Source organism: Pseudohoeflea suaedae (assembly GCF_004354915.1).
Taxonomy (GTDB): domain Bacteria; phylum Pseudomonadota; class Alphaproteobacteria; order Rhizobiales; family Rhizobiaceae; genus Pseudohoeflea; species Pseudohoeflea suaedae.
Window position 1 is genome coordinate 1,173,930 of record NZ_SMSI01000001.1, and the last position, 14,622, is coordinate 1,188,551.

General features: G+C 62.8%; 16 protein-coding genes and 1 riboswitch. Of the genes, 10 read left to right on the plus strand and 6 right to left on the minus strand.

Going from position 1 to position 14,622, the window contains the following annotated elements:
• Positions 1 to 70: 70 nt before the first annotated feature.
• From E2A64_RS05415 to E2A64_RS05425, 3 genes are read right to left on the minus strand one after another with little or no spacing between them, the layout of a single operon-like run.
• A complete protein-coding gene (locus tag E2A64_RS05415) occupies positions 71 to 1,210 on the minus strand; it encodes an extracellular solute-binding protein (protein ID WP_133283377.1) in 1,140 nt (379 codons plus the stop codon).
• 39 nt (positions 1,211 to 1,249) lie between these two features.
• Positions 1,250 to 2,047: an ABC transporter permease gene (locus tag E2A64_RS05420; RefSeq protein ID WP_206662421.1), complete on the minus strand. Its 798-nt coding sequence runs from the start codon at positions 2,045 to 2,047 to the stop codon at positions 1,250 to 1,252.
• Positions 2,047 to 2,913 carry an ABC transporter permease gene (locus E2A64_RS05425; protein ID WP_133283378.1) on the minus strand — a complete coding sequence of 289 codons (867 nt, stop codon included), beginning with the start codon at positions 2,911 to 2,913 and terminating at the stop codon, positions 2,047 to 2,049. The genes E2A64_RS05420 and E2A64_RS05425 overlap by 1 nt, the downstream gene beginning before the upstream one ends.
• Before the next feature lie 94 nt (positions 2,914 to 3,007).
• On the opposite strand from E2A64_RS05425, the gene E2A64_RS05430 reads away from it, so the two are divergent.
• Positions 3,008 to 3,967 (plus strand): LysR family transcriptional regulator, encoded by a 960-nt coding sequence (locus tag E2A64_RS05430; protein WP_133284275.1) that lies wholly within the window; start codon positions 3,008 to 3,010, stop codon positions 3,965 to 3,967.
• Between the two features lie 127 nt (positions 3,968 to 4,094).
• On the opposite strand, the gene E2A64_RS05435 is transcribed toward E2A64_RS05430, so the two are convergent.
• The gene (locus E2A64_RS05435) at positions 4,095 to 4,532 is read right to left on the minus strand and encodes a Fur family transcriptional regulator (protein ID WP_133283379.1); all 438 of its coding nucleotides are present in this window, start codon (positions 4,530 to 4,532) and stop codon (positions 4,095 to 4,097) included.
• Between the two features lie 118 nt (positions 4,533 to 4,650).
• Between E2A64_RS05435 and E2A64_RS05440 the strand changes: the two genes are divergently transcribed.
• From E2A64_RS05440 to E2A64_RS05465, 7 genes are all read left to right on the plus strand, one after another.
• Positions 4,651 to 5,553: a metal ABC transporter substrate-binding protein gene (locus E2A64_RS05440; protein WP_133283380.1), complete on the plus strand. Its 903-nt coding sequence runs from the start codon at positions 4,651 to 4,653 to the stop codon at positions 5,551 to 5,553.
• Between the two features lie 6 nt (positions 5,554 to 5,559).
• Positions 5,560 to 6,465, plus strand: coding sequence for a manganese/iron ABC transporter ATP-binding protein (locus E2A64_RS05445; RefSeq protein ID WP_133283381.1), 906 nt, complete (start codon positions 5,560 to 5,562; stop codon positions 6,463 to 6,465).
• Positions 6,462 to 7,331 (plus strand): metal ABC transporter permease, encoded by an 870-nt coding sequence (locus E2A64_RS05450; protein WP_133283382.1) that lies wholly within the window; start codon positions 6,462 to 6,464, stop codon positions 7,329 to 7,331. Before E2A64_RS05445 ends, E2A64_RS05450 begins: the two co-directional genes overlap by 4 nt.
• Positions 7,328 to 8,161, plus strand: a complete 834-nt coding sequence (locus E2A64_RS05455) for a metal ABC transporter permease (RefSeq protein ID WP_133283383.1) — start codon at positions 7,328 to 7,330, stop codon at positions 8,159 to 8,161. Before E2A64_RS05450 ends, E2A64_RS05455 begins: the two co-directional genes overlap by 4 nt.
• A gap of 97 nt (positions 8,162 to 8,258) precedes the next feature.
• Positions 8,259 to 8,456: riboswitch (cobalamin riboswitch) on the plus strand.
• Positions 8,457 to 8,628: 172 nt separating this feature from the next.
• Positions 8,629 to 9,642 (plus strand): ABC transporter substrate-binding protein, encoded by a 1,014-nt coding sequence (locus E2A64_RS18020; RefSeq protein WP_158285690.1) that lies wholly within the window; start codon positions 8,629 to 8,631, stop codon positions 9,640 to 9,642.
• A gap of 41 nt (positions 9,643 to 9,683) precedes the next feature.
• Positions 9,684 to 10,682 carry a FecCD family ABC transporter permease gene (locus E2A64_RS05460; protein WP_244598227.1) on the plus strand — a complete coding sequence of 333 codons (999 nt, stop codon included), beginning with the start codon at positions 9,684 to 9,686 and terminating at the stop codon, positions 10,680 to 10,682.
• Complete coding sequence (locus E2A64_RS05465) at positions 10,679 to 11,452, plus strand: ABC transporter ATP-binding protein (RefSeq protein WP_133283385.1); 774 nt, start codon at positions 10,679 to 10,681, stop codon at positions 11,450 to 11,452. The genes E2A64_RS05460 and E2A64_RS05465 overlap by 4 nt, the downstream gene beginning before the upstream one ends.
• Positions 11,453 to 11,591: 139 nt before the next feature.
• Here E2A64_RS05465 and E2A64_RS05470 read toward each other — a convergent pair whose 3' ends face one another.
• Positions 11,592 to 12,947 (minus strand): sensor histidine kinase, encoded by a 1,356-nt coding sequence (locus E2A64_RS05470; protein WP_133283386.1) that lies wholly within the window; start codon positions 12,945 to 12,947, stop codon positions 11,592 to 11,594.
• Positions 12,937 to 13,605 carry a response regulator transcription factor gene (locus E2A64_RS05475; RefSeq protein WP_133283387.1) on the minus strand — a complete coding sequence of 223 codons (669 nt, stop codon included), beginning with the start codon at positions 13,603 to 13,605 and terminating at the stop codon, positions 12,937 to 12,939. Before E2A64_RS05475 ends, E2A64_RS05470 begins: the two co-directional genes overlap by 11 nt.
• Positions 13,606 to 13,759: 154 nt before the next feature.
• On the opposite strand from E2A64_RS05475, the gene E2A64_RS05480 reads away from it, so the two are divergent.
• Both E2A64_RS05480 and E2A64_RS05485 read left to right on the plus strand, forming a co-directional pair.
• On the plus strand, positions 13,760 to 14,026 hold the full coding sequence (locus E2A64_RS05480; RefSeq protein ID WP_133283388.1) for a PepSY domain-containing protein: 267 nt from the start codon (positions 13,760 to 13,762) through the stop codon (positions 14,024 to 14,026).
• A gap of 3 nt (positions 14,027 to 14,029) precedes the next feature.
• Positions 14,030 to 14,569, plus strand: a complete 540-nt coding sequence (locus E2A64_RS05485) for a cytochrome b/b6 domain-containing protein (RefSeq protein WP_133283389.1) — start codon at positions 14,030 to 14,032, stop codon at positions 14,567 to 14,569.
• Positions 14,570 to 14,622 lie beyond the last annotated feature (53 nt).

Here is a 14,622-nt window from a genome sequence, read left to right on the forward strand (position 1 = left end):
ATCTCTGGCCTTTCGAAGGGGCAGGGTGGTCCCCGCTTTGCCGCGGGGACCGGTCAAGTGGAAAGAGGCCTCAATAGCCCTTCTGGATGCGGCCGAATTCCTTCGACCATTCGGCCTCATGCCCGTTCCAGTATTCCGGATCGGCAAAGGTCAGTCCCGCCAGTGTACCCGTCGGATCGAAGGCGGGCAGCGTGGGGATCTTCTTGCCGAGATCGACTTTCTGCGGATCGAGTGCGGGCGGATAGTTCTGCCCCTCAGCGACCGCGATCGAGGTTTCCGGAGCAAGCATGAAGTTGAGCAGTTCCTCGCATTCGGGCATCGGCGAGCCCTTGAGCACGAAGAGGCACTCCTGCCAGCCGAAGCCGTTCGGCGGATCCATGTAGCCGATATCGTGACCCTGCTCCTGCAGCGCGTAGATGCGGCCGGACCAGCCTTCGGTCACGTAGATTTCCTCTTCCGCAAGCAGGCTCATCAGTTCCGCGCCCGAGGTCCAGTATTTCAGCGACAGGTCGCGGTGGGTGCGGATCGCTTCCCAGATCGCATCCATGTCGGTGGCGTTGTTCGGATCCTGTCCGGTCTGCAGCGACGCGTACCAGATGCGGGTGCGCCAGTCCGACCAGCCCGCGATCTTGCCCTTGTACGTCTCATCGAGCAGGATCTTGGCGCCCTTCTCCTTCATCTCGTCTTCCGAAATGTGCTTGCGGTTGAAGGCGAGGCCGGTAGTGCCGTAGTCGTAGGGCACGCAGGAGATCTTGCCGCCGGTGATCGGGCGAAACACGTCGACGAGCTTGGGGATCACATATTTCAGGTTCGGGATATTGTCCTCGTTGAGTTCCGAGGCGAGGCCGAGACCGGCATAGCGGGCATAGTCGAAGACGCCGGAGAGGTGGGCGATATTGTATCCGCCGGGCTGGCTGGCCTTGACCCGCGAGAGATACTCGTCGCCGCCGCCGAAGGTTCCGTCGACGACCTTGACGCCGGTCTTCTCGGTGTAGGGATCGAAGGCGTATTCGCGGAAGGCTTCCGAGACCACGCCGCCCCAGCCGTCGAAACGGACTTCGGAGGCCGCGGCGCGCGCTTCACGCACGAAGGGGGTGCGGACGCCATAGGCAAGGCCGGCTGCGCCGATCAGGCCGAGAAAGACGCGGCGGTCGAGGTCTCCGTTGAGATAGCGTTCCCGGAGCCGTTCATATCGTTTGGTACTGTCCATCTGTATCTCCTTTTGCTGCTTTGGCCAGGCAAATGCGGATCATCCACCGGAGTTGGCGGACATGCGTCGGGCGATGGCCAGCCCCAGAAGCGGGAGCCCGACGGTGAGCGCGATCATCACGGTGCCGAGCGCGTTGATCTCCGGCGAGATCGAATTGCGCAGCATCGCGAAAATCTGGGTGGGGACGGTTTCGACGCCGCCCGGTTTCCAGAACAGGGTTCCGGTGATGTCGTCGAAGGAAATGGTGAAGGCGAAAAGCCCGCCTGCCAGCACCGCCGGCAGAAGCAGAGGCAGCGTGATCGAGAAGAAGGTCTGGATCGGGCTTGCGCCGAGGCTCATCGCCGCTTCCTCGACATCGCGGCGGATCGAGACGAGGCGAGCCTGAACCACGAGGATGACGAAGGGCAGGGTGAAGATCACGTGGCCGGCGAGCAGCAGGGCGAAGCTCTTGTTGATCGACAGCGCGTTGAGAAAGAGCAGAAGTGCCACCGCCAGCACCACTTCCGGAACCAGGATCGGCGCGATCAGGATGGTCGAGATCAGGTTCTGCCCCGGCACCTTGTAGCGGATCAGCGCCAGGCTCGCCAGAACGCCGATGGTCGTGGAGATCAGCGCGGTCAGGGCGCCCAGGATCATCGAGGTCTGGAAAGCCCGCAGGATCGCCTCGTTCCGGGCGAGCTCGACGAACCACCTGAACGACAGGCCGCTCATCGGAAAAGCGCCGAATTCGCTCGCGTTGAAGCTCAGCAGCACCACGACGGCGACCGGCAGGAACATGAAGATGTAGACGAGGAACGTCCAGAAACGGATGAGGCTCCAGCCCATGCCGCGGTTCATCAGCCCATCCCCTTCATCAGCTGCGCCATGCCCAGGAAATGGTTGTAGACGAGCACCAGCGCGCCGAGCACGGCCAGAAGCATCAGCGAGAGCGCCGAACCGAGAGGCCAGTTGAGCTGGGTGATGATCGCTTCGAAAACCAGATTGGCGAACATGGCGTCGCGCGGACCGCCGAGCACCAGCGGGGTGATATAGGTTCCTGCGGCAAGGACGAAGCAGAGCAGACCGCCCGCCGCCAGTCCCGGCAGCGATAGCGGCAGTGTGACCGAGATGAAGGTCTGGACCCTCGTCGCGCCGAGCGAGTTGGCCGCGGATTCGAGGTTCTGGTCGATCCCGTCGACGGAGACGAAGACGTTGAGGATCATGAAGGGCATGAGGAAGTGCACGAGCCCGAGGATCACCGTTGCCTCGTTGTAGAGCATCGCCAGCGGCTCATCGATGAGGCCCATCCAGAGCAGCAACGAATTGAGGGCGCCCGATACGCCGAGAATGTTGATCCACGACATGGTGCGGATGATGTAGCTCACCCAGAAGGGCAGCATCAGAAGCAGAAGCAGGAAGCCCTTGTTCCTGTTTGACCGGGCGATGAAATAGGCGGCGGGATAGCCGGCGACCGCGCAGACCACGGTCGTGATCGCCGCGATCTTGAGCGTGTTCAACAGGATGTCGCGATAGAACCTGTCGGTCAGCGCCTCGGCCCAGTTGTCGAGGTGAAAGCCCGCGACGTCGGCGCCCGTGGCCGTACGCAGCCAGAACGAGTAGACGAGGATGAAGCCCAGCGGAACGAACAGCAGAAGCGTGATCGCAACCAGGGCAGGCGACAACAGAATCCATGGTTGGCGGGCTTCCCGCGCCTCGACACCCATCCAGTTCCCCTTTGTTCTTGTGGGGAAAGCTTGCCAAGCTGCCGGATATTGATCAAATAGATAATTAGAATTCTAACTATAGAAGAAATCTATGATGGCCGCGAATTCGGATCTCGAACGTCTGGCACGTGAACTGGACTGGAACCTGCTGCGTACTTTCGTCATCCTGGCGGAAGCGGGCAGCGTGACCGCGGCGGCCGACCGGCTGCGCCTCAAGCAGCCGACCGTATCGAGTGCGCTCAAGCGGCTCGAATCCCGGCTCGGCCGCAAGCTCATCGACCGCTCGCCGGGTCACTTCCGTCTGACCGATGCCGGCAATCTTCTCTATCGCGAGGCGATCGATATCCAGGGCGCGATCCTGCGGCTCGGAACCCTGATGCGCGACGTGGCGGAGGAAGTGCGCGGCCATGTGCGGATCGCGGTGGCGAGCCATGTGCTCTCGCCGGTCTTCAACGACGCGCTGAGTGCGTTTCACACCGCTCACCCGGCCGCGACGATCTCCATCGATGTAGCCGCCAGCAAGTTCGCGATCGCCGAAGTCGTCGCGCGCCGCGCCTCGCTCGCCATCTGCCTCGTCCACGAGCGCAGTCCGCGGCTGGAATACCGCAGGCTCTATCGCGAGTTCTTCGGCCTGTTCTGCGGCCCCACCCATCCGCTCTTCGGCCGCTCGGACCTCTCGATCGGCGATCTCGCGGGACATTCCTCGGTCAGTTTCGTGACCGACCAGATGGACGACGCCTTGCGCACCGTGGCGCTGCTGCGCGCACGCGCCGGCCTCGACAAGCAGGTTGTCGGCACGTCGGCCCACCTCGAGGAAGTGCGGCGGATGATCATTGCGGGCCTCGGCATCGGACCGCTGCCGATCCACGTCGTCAAGCGCGACACCGAGGACGGCCTCCTGTGGCGCCTGCCGCCCTATACGGACGTGCCGGAGATTGATGTCAACGTCGTGTGGAACCCGCACGCCCGCAACAACCGCGCCGAGGAGCTCCTGCTGGCCGAACTCCTCGAACGGATCGAAACCATACCGATGTCGGAACGTACCTATTACTGACAGCCGAAAGCCGCACCCGAACGACGCGAAGAGCGCTCCACCCCAAGTCATCAAGACGGCTGGGTTCGGTGCCGGCTGAGCCGGCGCCGCCGCTGTTCAAGCCAGGAAAACCGGTAACCGGTTTCGGCTAGGCCTTGCCGTTGGATCTGCGGCGAACATAGAGCTCCATCCGGTGGTGGACGATGTCGTAGCCCATCTCGCGCGCGATTTCCGCCTGCAGTCGTTCAATCCTGTCCGAACAGAATTCGATGACGTCCCCGGTTTCCACATCGATCATGTGGTCGTGGTGCTCGCCGTCGGCATGCTCAAACCGCGCAGAGGCGCCTTCGAACTGGTGACGCTGAATGACGCCCTGTTCCTCCAGCGCGGTGAGCGTCCGGTAAACCGTGGAAAGCGAGATGCCGGGCGCGCGGTCCTTGCTGCGCCGGTGCAGCTCGACGGCATCCGGATGATCCTCTGCCTCGGCGAGAACGTCCAGAAGTGCCGCCCGCTGGCGCGTGATGCGCACACCCGCAGCGCGGAGAGCCTGTGTGAAATGCTCGGCACGTTGTTGGGCATTGGTCATGGCCCGTCATGCCACGAAGCAACGAAATGGCGCAAGGCTTTTTGCAAACCATTCGCAACAGGATTGACAATTGCAAATCATTCCTAGAAGCATTTAATGGTCAAGATCGGAGATTTGAATGTTCTCGAAACTCGCCGCATCGGGTGTCGTCGCCGCAGTCCTCGCGCTCACCTGCGCAACCGCCACTGCCGCCGAACGCCTGAAGGTCGTCACCACTTTCACCGTGCTCGCCGATATGGCCCGGCACGTTGCCGGCGATGCCGCCGAGGTGGTGTCGATCACGAAGCCGGGCGCGGAAATTCATGGTTACGAGCCGACACCCCACGATATCGTGCGGGCCCATGACGCCGATCTCATCCTCTGGAACGGATTGAATCTGGAGTTGTGGTTCGAGCAGTTCCTCTCAAACCTCAGGGACGTGCCTGCGGCGACTTTGACCGAGGGCATCGACCCGATCTCGATCGCCTCCGGCGCCTATGAGGGCAAGCCCAATCCCCATGCGTGGATGGGGCTCGAGAACGCGGTCATCTACATCGACAACATCCGGAAGGCGCTGTCCGAACAGGACCCGGCGAATGCCGAGATCTATGCTCGCAACGCCGAAGCCTACAAGACCGAACTGCGCGCGACGCTGCAGCCGTTGCGCGACCGGATTGCCGCAATTCCCGAACAGCAGCGCTGGCTCGTCACCTGCGAGGGCGCGTTCAGCTATCTTGCGCGCGATTTCGGGATGAAGGAGCTTTATCTCTGGCCGATGAACGCAGACCAGATGGGCACGCCGCAACAGGTGCGCGCCGTCATCGACGGTGTCAGGAACAACGACATTCCGGTGGTCTTCTGCGAGAGCACGGTCAATACCGCCCCGGCCGAGCAGGTCGCGCGGGAGACCGGAAGCCACTATGGCGGCGTTCTCTATGTCGACAGCCTCTCGGAGGCGGATGGTCCGGTGCCGAGCTATCTCGACCTGCTGAAGGTCACCTCCCAGACCATTGCGGACGGCCTTGGCGCAGGCGTGAAGTGAACGGACATGATCAAGAGCGATAGCCACTCACCGGACACGCCGCAGGGCAACGAGACTACCAGAGGGGAAGGCATTTCCTGCAGGGATGTTTCGGTCATCTATCGCAATGGCCACACGGCCTTGCGTGAGGCCACGTTCGAAATTCCCCGCGGGACTGTCACGGCGCTGGTCGGCGTGAACGGGGCAGGAAAATCCACTCTGTTCAAGGCGATCATGGGTTTTGTCCCGGTGGCCAGGGGCGAGATCAGGCTTCTCGGACACAGCGTCAGGAAAGCGCTCGAGAAAAATCTCGTGGCCTATGTGCCGCAGTCGGAGGAAGTCGACTGGTCGTTCCCGGTGCTCGTCGAGGACGTGGTCATGATGGGACGTTACGGCCATATGGGTTTCCTGCGGCGGCCCGCGAAGCGGGATCGGGACGCCGTGGACGAGGCGCTCACGCGTGTCGGCATGCAGGCTTACCGCCACCGCCAGATCGGCGAACTCTCCGGCGGCCAGAAGAAACGGGTATTTCTCGCCCGCGCGCTCGCGCAGGACGGCCAGGTCATCCTGCTCGACGAGCCGTTCACCGGCGTCGACGTCAAGACCGAAGAACAGATCGTGGCGCTGTTGGGCGAATTGCGGGACGAGGGGAGGGTGATGCTGGTTTCGACCCACAATCTCGGCTCTGTCCCCGAATTCTGTGACCGCGTGGTTCTGGTCAAGGGTACGGTTCTCGATTACGGACCGACCGAGACCACCTTTACCCGCGCCAATCTCGAAAAGGCCTTCGGCGGCGTCCTGCGTCAGGTTACTCTGGGGGGAGCGGATCTTCACGATGACGACGATCCCCGCCGGATCTCGATCGTGACGGATGACGAGCGGCCCTTCATCCAGTATGGCGGCAAGACGCGCGTGACCGAGAAGCCGCGATGAATGTGCTTCTCGAGCCTTTCACCTATGGCTACATGACCAATGCGATGTGGGTCTCGGCGCTCGTCGGCGGGGTGTGCGCCTTCCTCTCCTCCTATCTCATGCTCAAGGGCTGGTCGCTGATCGGCGACGCCCTGTCGCACTCGGTCGTTCCGGGGGTGGCGGGCGCCTTTCTCCTCGGTCTGCCTTTCGCGCTTGGCGCATTCATCTCCGGCGGGCTTGCTGCCGCCGCCATGCTCTTTCTCTCCGACCGGTCCGGCCTCAAGGCGGATGTGATCATAGGGATCATATTCACCTCCTTTTTCGGGCTCGGCCTGTTCATGGCCTCGGTCAATCCCATGTCGGTCTCCATCCAGACCATCACGATGGGCAATATTCTCGCCATCACGCCCGAGGATACACTGCAACTTGCCATTATCGGCTTCGTCTCGCTGGCGGTCCTGCTCGCGAAATGGAAGGATCTGGTCGTCGTCTTCTTCGATGAAGGTCACGCGCGATCGATCGGTCTCAGACCGCGATTGCTGAAGGCGGTGTTCTTCATGCTGCTCTCGGCCTGCGTCGTTGCCGCCATGCAGACGGTGGGCGCATTTCTGGTCGTTGCCATGGTGGTCACGCCCGGCGCGACCGCCTACCTGCTGTGCGACCGCTTCCCGCGGTTGATCGCGACCTCGGTCCTGATCGGTACCGGAACCAGTTTTGCTGGCGCCTATGCGAGCTATTTCCTCGATGGTGCCACCGGCGGGATCATCGTGGTGCTGCAGACTTTGATCTTCCTGGTGACGTTCATCTGCGCGCCCAAACACGGCCTTCTCGCCGCGCGGGCACGGGCAAGGGGCGCTGCGGGCCGTGATGGCGGAGCGGCGGTATGATCGACCAGCTGCTCATGCCGCTCCAGTTTCCGTTCATGCAGAATGCATTCTGGATCGCCGTCATCGTCTCCGTTCCCACGGCTCTCCTGTCCTGCTTTCTCGTCCTCAAGGGGTGGGCGCTGATGGGGGACGCGATCAGCCATGCCATCCTGCCCGGGGTCGTTCTGGCCTATATCGCCGGCCTGCCCCTGATCGTCGGTGCCTTCGGAGCCGGTATGCTGACCGCGGTTGCCACCGGCTACCTGTCGGCGAACAGTCGTGTCAAGCAGGATACGGTCATGGGCGTGGTCTTCTCGGGCATGTTCGGTCTGGGAATTGTGCTCTACGTCTCGATCCACACCAATGTGCATCTCGACCATATTCTGTTCGGCAACATGCTGGGTGTTGGCCCGGAAGACCTGTGGACCGCGGCGTTGATCTCGCTTCCGGTTTCCGCAGCGCTGCTGCTCAAGTGGAAGGATCTGTTGTTGCATGCCTTCGATCCGGTACAGGCGCGGGCGTCCGGACTGCGCGTCGGATTTCTGCACTACGGGCTCTTGACGATCCTGTCGCTGACCATCGTCGCGACGCTGACCGCAACAGGGCTCATCCTCGCCGTCGGCCTCCTGATCTCGCCGGGCGCCATCGCATTCCTGCTCGTGCGAAGCTTCGGCAGGATGCTGATCGTTGCGGTCGCGGTCTGTCTCTCCGCCATGCTCGCCGGCGTCTATCTCAGCTTCTTTCTCGACAGCGCGCCCGCGCCGACCATCATCCTGATTTTGACGCTCTTCTTCCTCATGGCTCTTTCCTTCAGAAGCCTCAGGGAAAGGGGCGGGCAACAAGGCGCTTGAATCTGGCGACGAATTCCGGCGAAGCCGTCCGCTTGGGCGGTATCATCGGTTTGATCTGCAGGACGGTCGAATGTGGCTTGCCACGAGGGTGTGAGTTGGTTACGCAAACCGTGTCGGTTTCCAGAAGGAATTGAAAGGGAATCCGTCGCCGAATGATCGGTGAAACGGAACTGCCCCCGCAACTGTAGGCGGCGAGTGTCGAACCGGAAAGCCACTGTGATCCTTGGGGTCATGGGAAGGCGGTGAGACACAGCGACCCGTCAGTCAGGAGACCTGCCGGCACACAACAGCAACGCGGCCCGGGCGGGGTGTCCGGGGAGGTGTCGGACCATGTATTTAAATCAGATGCCCGAAAGGGCGGCTTCGGCCAATCCGGTCATGCCCGACCTGAAGTCATTCGCCGGTCATGGCCGTCCGAACGACTGCTCCTTTCTGTGTCCGGTCGCATCTCGAACCGGAGACTATTCATGTCAGTCAAATCATTGATCGCGGCGGCGCTCGGTGCCGCTTCTCTTGCGCTGCCTGCACTCGCGGAAACGACCTATCCGCTCACGCTCAAAAACTGCGGCGTGGAAACCACCATCGAAGCCGAACCCGAGAGCACGGTGACGGTGGGGCAGGCGGCCACCGAAATCCTCTTCTCGCTGGGACTTGGCGACCGGCTGAAGGGAACCTCGGTGTGGTTCACCGATGTCCTGCCCGAATTTGCCGAACTCGACAGCGGCATCGAGCGTCTGTCGGACAACGACCCGAGCTTTGAAAGCGTCGTCACCAGGCACCCCGATCTGGTGACGGTGCAATATGAATGGCATGTCGGACCGCAGGGTCTCGTCGCCACCCGCGAGCAGTTTGCCGATGTCGGCATTGCGGTCTACACCCTGCCGTCGGATTGCCTCGGAAAGGACAATTCCGTCGGCGTCGATGGCACCCGCCTCGAACTCTACAAGATGGACAACGTCTACAAGGGTATTTCGGAACTGGCCGAGATATTCAACGTCGCCGAGCGCGGTGAGGCGCTGGTCTCCGATCTCAAGGCGCGCGAAGCCGCGGCGATCGGGAAGGCCGCCGCACTCGACCTCCCCGACGATGTCTCCGCCGTATTCTGGTTCTCCTCGGCCGAAATGGATATCGATCCCTATGTCGCCGGCCAGGGCGGCGCGCCCGCTTACATGATGAATGCGCTCGGCCTCGAGAACGTGGTCAAGAGCAACGAGGAATGGCCCACCGTCAGCTGGGAGACCATCGCCCGGGCCAATCCGACGGTGATCGTCGCCGCGCGCATGGATCGCCGCCGCTTTCCTGCCGACGACATCGAGAAGAAGCTCGAGTTTCTCCACTCAGATCCGGTCGCAAGCCAGATGGATGCGGTCAGGAACAACCGGATCGTGATCCTCGATGCACACGGAATGGACCCGTCGATCCGCAACATCTCGGCACTGGAAACTCTGGCCGACGGTCTGGCCGGGTTCGACCTGAAGTGAGCCGTCTTTTCGCCCCCGCCGCCAGCGCTCTGCGACCCGTTGTGCTCTGGGGCCTTGCGGGGGCGAGCCTGCTGGTGCTGTCGATCGTCTTCGGCATCACGGTCGGCGAGACACCCTTGCCCCTTTCCAGGGTGCTTGCGGTGCTCGCCAACAATCTGTGGAACGCCGGCCATGCCGTCGACCCCATCGACGCCGGTATCATCTGGAGTTACCGGGTGCCCCGCACGCTGGTCGCTGCGGCCTGCGGGGCAGGTCTGGCGCTCTCCGGCGTGGTCTTGCAGGCGATCGTGCGCAACCCCTTGGCCGACCCCTATCTGCTGGGCGTTTCCGCCGGCGCGGGAACGGGTGCGGTGGCGGTGACGATCCTGGGTCTCGGCAGCGGGCTGGTCGGCATGTCCGCCGGAGCCTTTGCCGGCGCTTCGCTCTCCTTCCTCCTCGTGGTCCTGCTCGCCCGCGCCGCCGGCGGCGGTTCGCCGCAACTGGTGCTCGCGGGTATCGCTGGATCGCAGCTCTTCAATGCGCTGACCTCGTTCCTGATCACCAAGTCCGCGAATGCCGAACAGGCGAGGGGGATCACATATTGGCTGTTGGGAAACCTGTCCGGCATCCGCTGGCCCGATGTTTCTCTTGCCATACCCGCAGCTCTTGCCGGGCTGGTCGCGTGTCTGTGGTTCGCCCGCGCACTTGATGCGTTCTCCTTCGGGGCTTCCTCCGCCGCATCGCTCGGAATTGCGGTGCGCAGGGTGCAGGTCATCCTCATCGGAGCGACGACGCTGATGACGGCCACGATGGTCAGCCTTGTCGGTTCGATCGGGTTCGTCGGCCTGGTCATTCCGCACGCCATGCGCTTCATGGTCGGCCCGCGTCATTATCGCCTCGTCCCGGCCGCTGCCCTTGCCGGTGCTGTCTTTCTCATTGCCGCCGATGTCACCTCGCGGGTCCTGATCCCGAGCCAGGTCGTCCCGATCGGCGTGGTGACGGCCCTGGTGGGTGCGCCGGGCTTCGCCCTCATCCTGATACGCAACCGGAGACGGGCATGAAACTGAGTGCATCCGACCTTGGATGGTGCGCCGGTGGCAGGGCGATCGTTGACGGTGTTTCGCTCGACATCGTGCCGGGCGAGACCTTCGGGCTCGTCGGGCCGAACGGGTCCGGGAAATCCACCTTGCTCCGCCTTCTCGCCGGTCTCATGCCACGCGCGCGAGGGCGGGTGCTCCTCGACGATGTGCCGATGGAGGGCATGAGCCGGCGCGACATCGCCCGGCGCGTCGCCTTCGTGGAACAGATGGCCGACACGTCCGAGGCGCTGACCGTGCGTGACGCCGTTGAACTCGGCCGGACGCCCTGGCTGTCTGCGCTGTCGCCGTTCGGTTACGAGGACCGGCGTATCGTGACCGAAGCGATGGACGCGGCAGGCATGGGGCATATGGAGGATCACGCCTGGGCGACCTTGTCGGGAGGCGAACGCCAGCGGGTGCATATCGCTCGCGCCCTGGCGCAGCGACCCCGCCTGCTGATGCTCGACGAGCCGACCAACCACCTCGATATTCATCACCAGCTGTCGCTATTGCGCCTGGTCAGCAAATTGCGCGTCACCGTCATCATGGCGCTGCACGACCTCAATCAGGCGATGAACTGCGACCGCCTGGGCGTCATGGAGCAGGGACGTCTTGTCGCCTGTGGCGCGCCCGGAGACGTGCTGAGCCCGGAGCTCGTGGCGTCGATCTTCCGGGTTCACGTTACCGCGCTGACAGATCCCGCTGATAATTCGACAGTATTCCGCTTTCACAGTCTGGAGGACCGCCGATGAGGCGCTTTCCTCATGGGTGCCCGTCCTGCAGGCCGATGGTGTGCCTGCGCTGAACGTCGAACGAAGCAATCAGGCGTTCGGTATCTGATCCAGCTCCCTGAAATTCCAGCATGTTACGAACATATTCGGAATCCTTTTCTCACCGCGGATCATGCGGCGGGAACGAGAGGGCGCATTCGAAGCGCTTGTCCGCACCCGGCGTTTCCACCACCCGCAGCGTCATCGTTCCTTTCATCTGCTCCATCAGCTTGTCGACGATCGTCAGCCCGAGACCCGAACCTCTCTCCGTCGTCTGGCCGCGCTTGAAGCGTGCGCGATAGACATCGGCATCGGGGTCGATCGGACCTTCGACGGCGTTGGCAATGACGATGCATCCATCCGCTGCGATGGAGACGGTGATCGGCCTGTCAGGCATGCCGTAGCGCCGGGCGTTTTCCAGAAGATTGTTCACGACGATCGCAAAGGCGTCCGGATCGACCGTGCGTGGCAGCGTGCTGACGCCGGGCGCCAGTTCCACATTCACGGCCGTCGCCATATGGGAACGCTGGAAACCTTCGACCAGCAGTCCCACGAGGCTGACGAGATCCGTCGGGGTTTGCGACAGGCCGATGCCTGCTTCGGCGCGCGAGAGCTGCAACAGCTTCTCGAGGATCACCGACAGGCGTCGTAGCGCCGTGAGCACCTGATCCGCACGCGCCTTGTCCTCGGCCCTTGTCAGTTGCCCGCTCAGGATCTCCATCTGGGCGAGCGCACCGGCAATCGGCGTCCGGAGTTCATGCGCGCTGTTGGCCGCGAGATCCCGTTCGGCGTGAAGCGCGTGCTTCAGCCGGCCGAGAAGCCTGTTGACGGAACTGGTGATGGTGGCAATTTCGGTCGGCAGGCTGCCCGGCGCGATCGGTTCGAGATTGCTCCCGTCCCGGGTGCTGATTGCATCACGCAATTTGTTGACCGGCCTTGTCGCACGCATGACGACCAGGCGTGTGGCGACCATGCCGAGCGGCAGGAGAAGAAGGATCGGCACCAGCAGCGTGAAGGCGCTTTCGAGCGTTGCCTCGCGGCGATGGGCCAGCGAATCCGCGACCTGTATGAAGACGGTGTCGCTCACCGTTGCGATTGTGTAGATGCGCAGGTCTTCGCCGCTCCAGAAGCCTGGTCGCAACGGTGCGGGATAGGGTTCGGCGCCATTGTTGTGCGAATGCAGGACGACTTGCCCGGCCGCATCGCGCACCTGATAGGTCAGGTATTCGTCTCTCTTGCCGGGATTGAGGGCCGAGACTTCGCTCGGTCCCGTGTCATCGCTGCGGCGGAAATAATCGTCGACGACGAGCGGGGCCAGACGTTCTGCAGTTTCCTGCAACGCGCTGTCGAAGACCTCGTCGAACTCCTCGCGCATGACGTGGATGGAAAGGGCCACGCCGATCGTCCAGAACAGGCCGAGCAGCACCGACATGGACAGGACAAGACGTCCGGCAAGGCTGCGAGGTTTAAGCCGCATCGGTCGAAATCCTGTAGCCTACGCCGCGGACCGTCTCTATCGCTTCCTTGCCCAGTTTCCGGCGCAGGCGGCTGACATAGACTTCGACCGTATTGCTCTCCACTTCCGCGCCGAAGGCATAGAGCGCTTCCTCTATCTGCGCCTTGGAGATGATCGCCCGTTTCCGTGCAACCAGGCGATCGAGCACCGCCCATTCGCGCGAGGAGAGAAGGATTTCCGCGCCGTCGCCCGCCACGATCCGGCGCTCCGACGGATAGACCGAGATCCCGTTGATGACGAGAGCGGGAAGAGTGTGCGTGCCGTAGCGCCGCGAAACGGCGTGGATGCGTGCCTGCAGTTCGCCGAGATCGACCGGCTTCACGAGATAGTCGTCGGCCCCGGCATTCAGTCCGGCGATCCGGTCCGAGACCTGATCATGGGCTGTCATGATGATGACGGGGGTTTCGTCACGGCGGTCGCGAAGCGATTTGAGGATGTCGAGCCCGCTGCCGTCCGGCAGCCGCAGATCGAGAAGAACGAGATCGTAGGCGACGGCTTCGAGACTGGCTTCGGCATCGTCGCGCGACTGTGCCCAATCGACGGCATGCCCCTGGCGGTGGACGTGGGTCTTGACCGCGTCTCCCAGCATCTCGTCGTCTTCAACCAAGAGCACGCGCATTCAATTGCTCCAATTCGAGGGATCCGCGCTTCGTCGGGCCTGAAAGTGACAGGCTGCCGAGCGACCCGCAAGGCCGCCGAAACGTCTTCAGGTGGCTGTCAGCTTGGTCGCCGACATTCCGGTCCATGCCCAACACAGGAAAGGAGCATACATCGTGCAAAAGATCATCATTGCCCTCGTTGTCGCAACTGCCTTCAGCGGTCCCGCCCTCGCATCCGAGAAATGCAGTGTGGCGATGGCCGATTGGCAGCCGCGCGAAGCCTTGCAGGCCAAGCTCGAAGGCGAAGGCTGGAAGGTCCGCTCGATCAAGACCGAGGATGGTTGCTATGAGGCCTATGCCATCAACGCCGATGGCAAGAAGGTCGAAGCCTACTTCAACCCCCAGACCTTCCAGTCGGTCGCCTCGAAGGTCGAGGACTGATCGGTGAACAAGACGGTCAGGGTTTGGGATCGTCCGGTCAGGCTCTTTCACTGGAGCCTCGCCGCCAGCGTCGCCCTGTGCTGGGTGACGGCGGACGAACTGCAGCGCGTCCACGAGGTGGCAGGCTATACGGCAGCGGGCCTCGTCGGATTGCGGCTCATCCTTGGACTTGCCGGAACGCGTTACGCTCGCTTCAGCCAGTTCATGCGCTCTCCCGGACGCACGTTGAGCTATGCCCGCGATATGCTTGGCCACAGGGAACCCCGCTATCTGGGGCACAATCCGCTCGGAGCCGCGATGGTGGTCACGCTGCTTGTCATGGTGGCCGCGATCGGCCTTACCGGCTGGATGCAGACCACCGATGCCTATTGGGGGGTGGAATGGGTTCAGGAGACCCATGAAGTCCTGGCGGAACTGCTTCTGGTGGCGATCGCGCTGCATGTCGCCGGCGTCGTTCATGCAAGCTTCCGTCACCGCGAAAACCTGGTTGGCGCCATGATCACGGGCCGCAAGCGCGCACCCGCGAGCGGCGATATTCTCTGAACTCGCATCACGCCGAATGGAAAGGACGCCGCCGCCCGCGGCGTCCTTTTTCG

Bases quoted from the DNA above. Each gene is read 5' to 3' on its own strand.
- E2A64_RS05415 (WP_133283377.1), bottom strand. From the start codon at position 1,210: ATGGACAGTACCAAACGATATGAACGGCTCCGGGAACGCTATCTCAAC.
- E2A64_RS05420 (WP_206662421.1), bottom strand. From the start codon at position 2,047: ATGAACCGCGGCATGGGCTGGAGCCTCATCCGTTTCTGGACGTTCCTC.
- E2A64_RS05425 (WP_133283378.1), bottom strand. From the start codon at position 2,913: ATGGGTGTCGAGGCGCGGGAAGCCCGCCAACCATGGATTCTGTTGTCG.
- E2A64_RS05430 (WP_133284275.1), top strand. From the start codon at position 3,008: ATGGCCGCGAATTCGGATCTCGAACGTCTGGCACGTGAACTGGACTGG.
- E2A64_RS05435 (WP_133283379.1), bottom strand. From the start codon at position 4,532: ATGACCAATGCCCAACAACGTGCCGAGCATTTCACACAGGCTCTCCGC.
- E2A64_RS05440 (WP_133283380.1), top strand. From the start codon at position 4,651: ATGTTCTCGAAACTCGCCGCATCGGGTGTCGTCGCCGCAGTCCTCGCG.
- E2A64_RS05445 (WP_133283381.1), top strand. From the start codon at position 5,560: ATGATCAAGAGCGATAGCCACTCACCGGACACGCCGCAGGGCAACGAG.
- E2A64_RS05450 (WP_133283382.1), top strand. From the start codon at position 6,462: ATGAATGTGCTTCTCGAGCCTTTCACCTATGGCTACATGACCAATGCG.
- E2A64_RS05455 (WP_133283383.1), top strand. From the start codon at position 7,328: ATGATCGACCAGCTGCTCATGCCGCTCCAGTTTCCGTTCATGCAGAAT.
- E2A64_RS18020 (WP_158285690.1), top strand. From the start codon at position 8,629: ATGTCAGTCAAATCATTGATCGCGGCGGCGCTCGGTGCCGCTTCTCTT.
- E2A64_RS05465 (WP_133283385.1), top strand. From the start codon at position 10,679: ATGAAACTGAGTGCATCCGACCTTGGATGGTGCGCCGGTGGCAGGGCG.
- E2A64_RS05470 (WP_133283386.1), bottom strand. From the start codon at position 12,947: ATGCGGCTTAAACCTCGCAGCCTTGCCGGACGTCTTGTCCTGTCCATG.
- E2A64_RS05475 (WP_133283387.1), bottom strand. From the start codon at position 13,605: ATGCGCGTGCTCTTGGTTGAAGACGACGAGATGCTGGGAGACGCGGTC.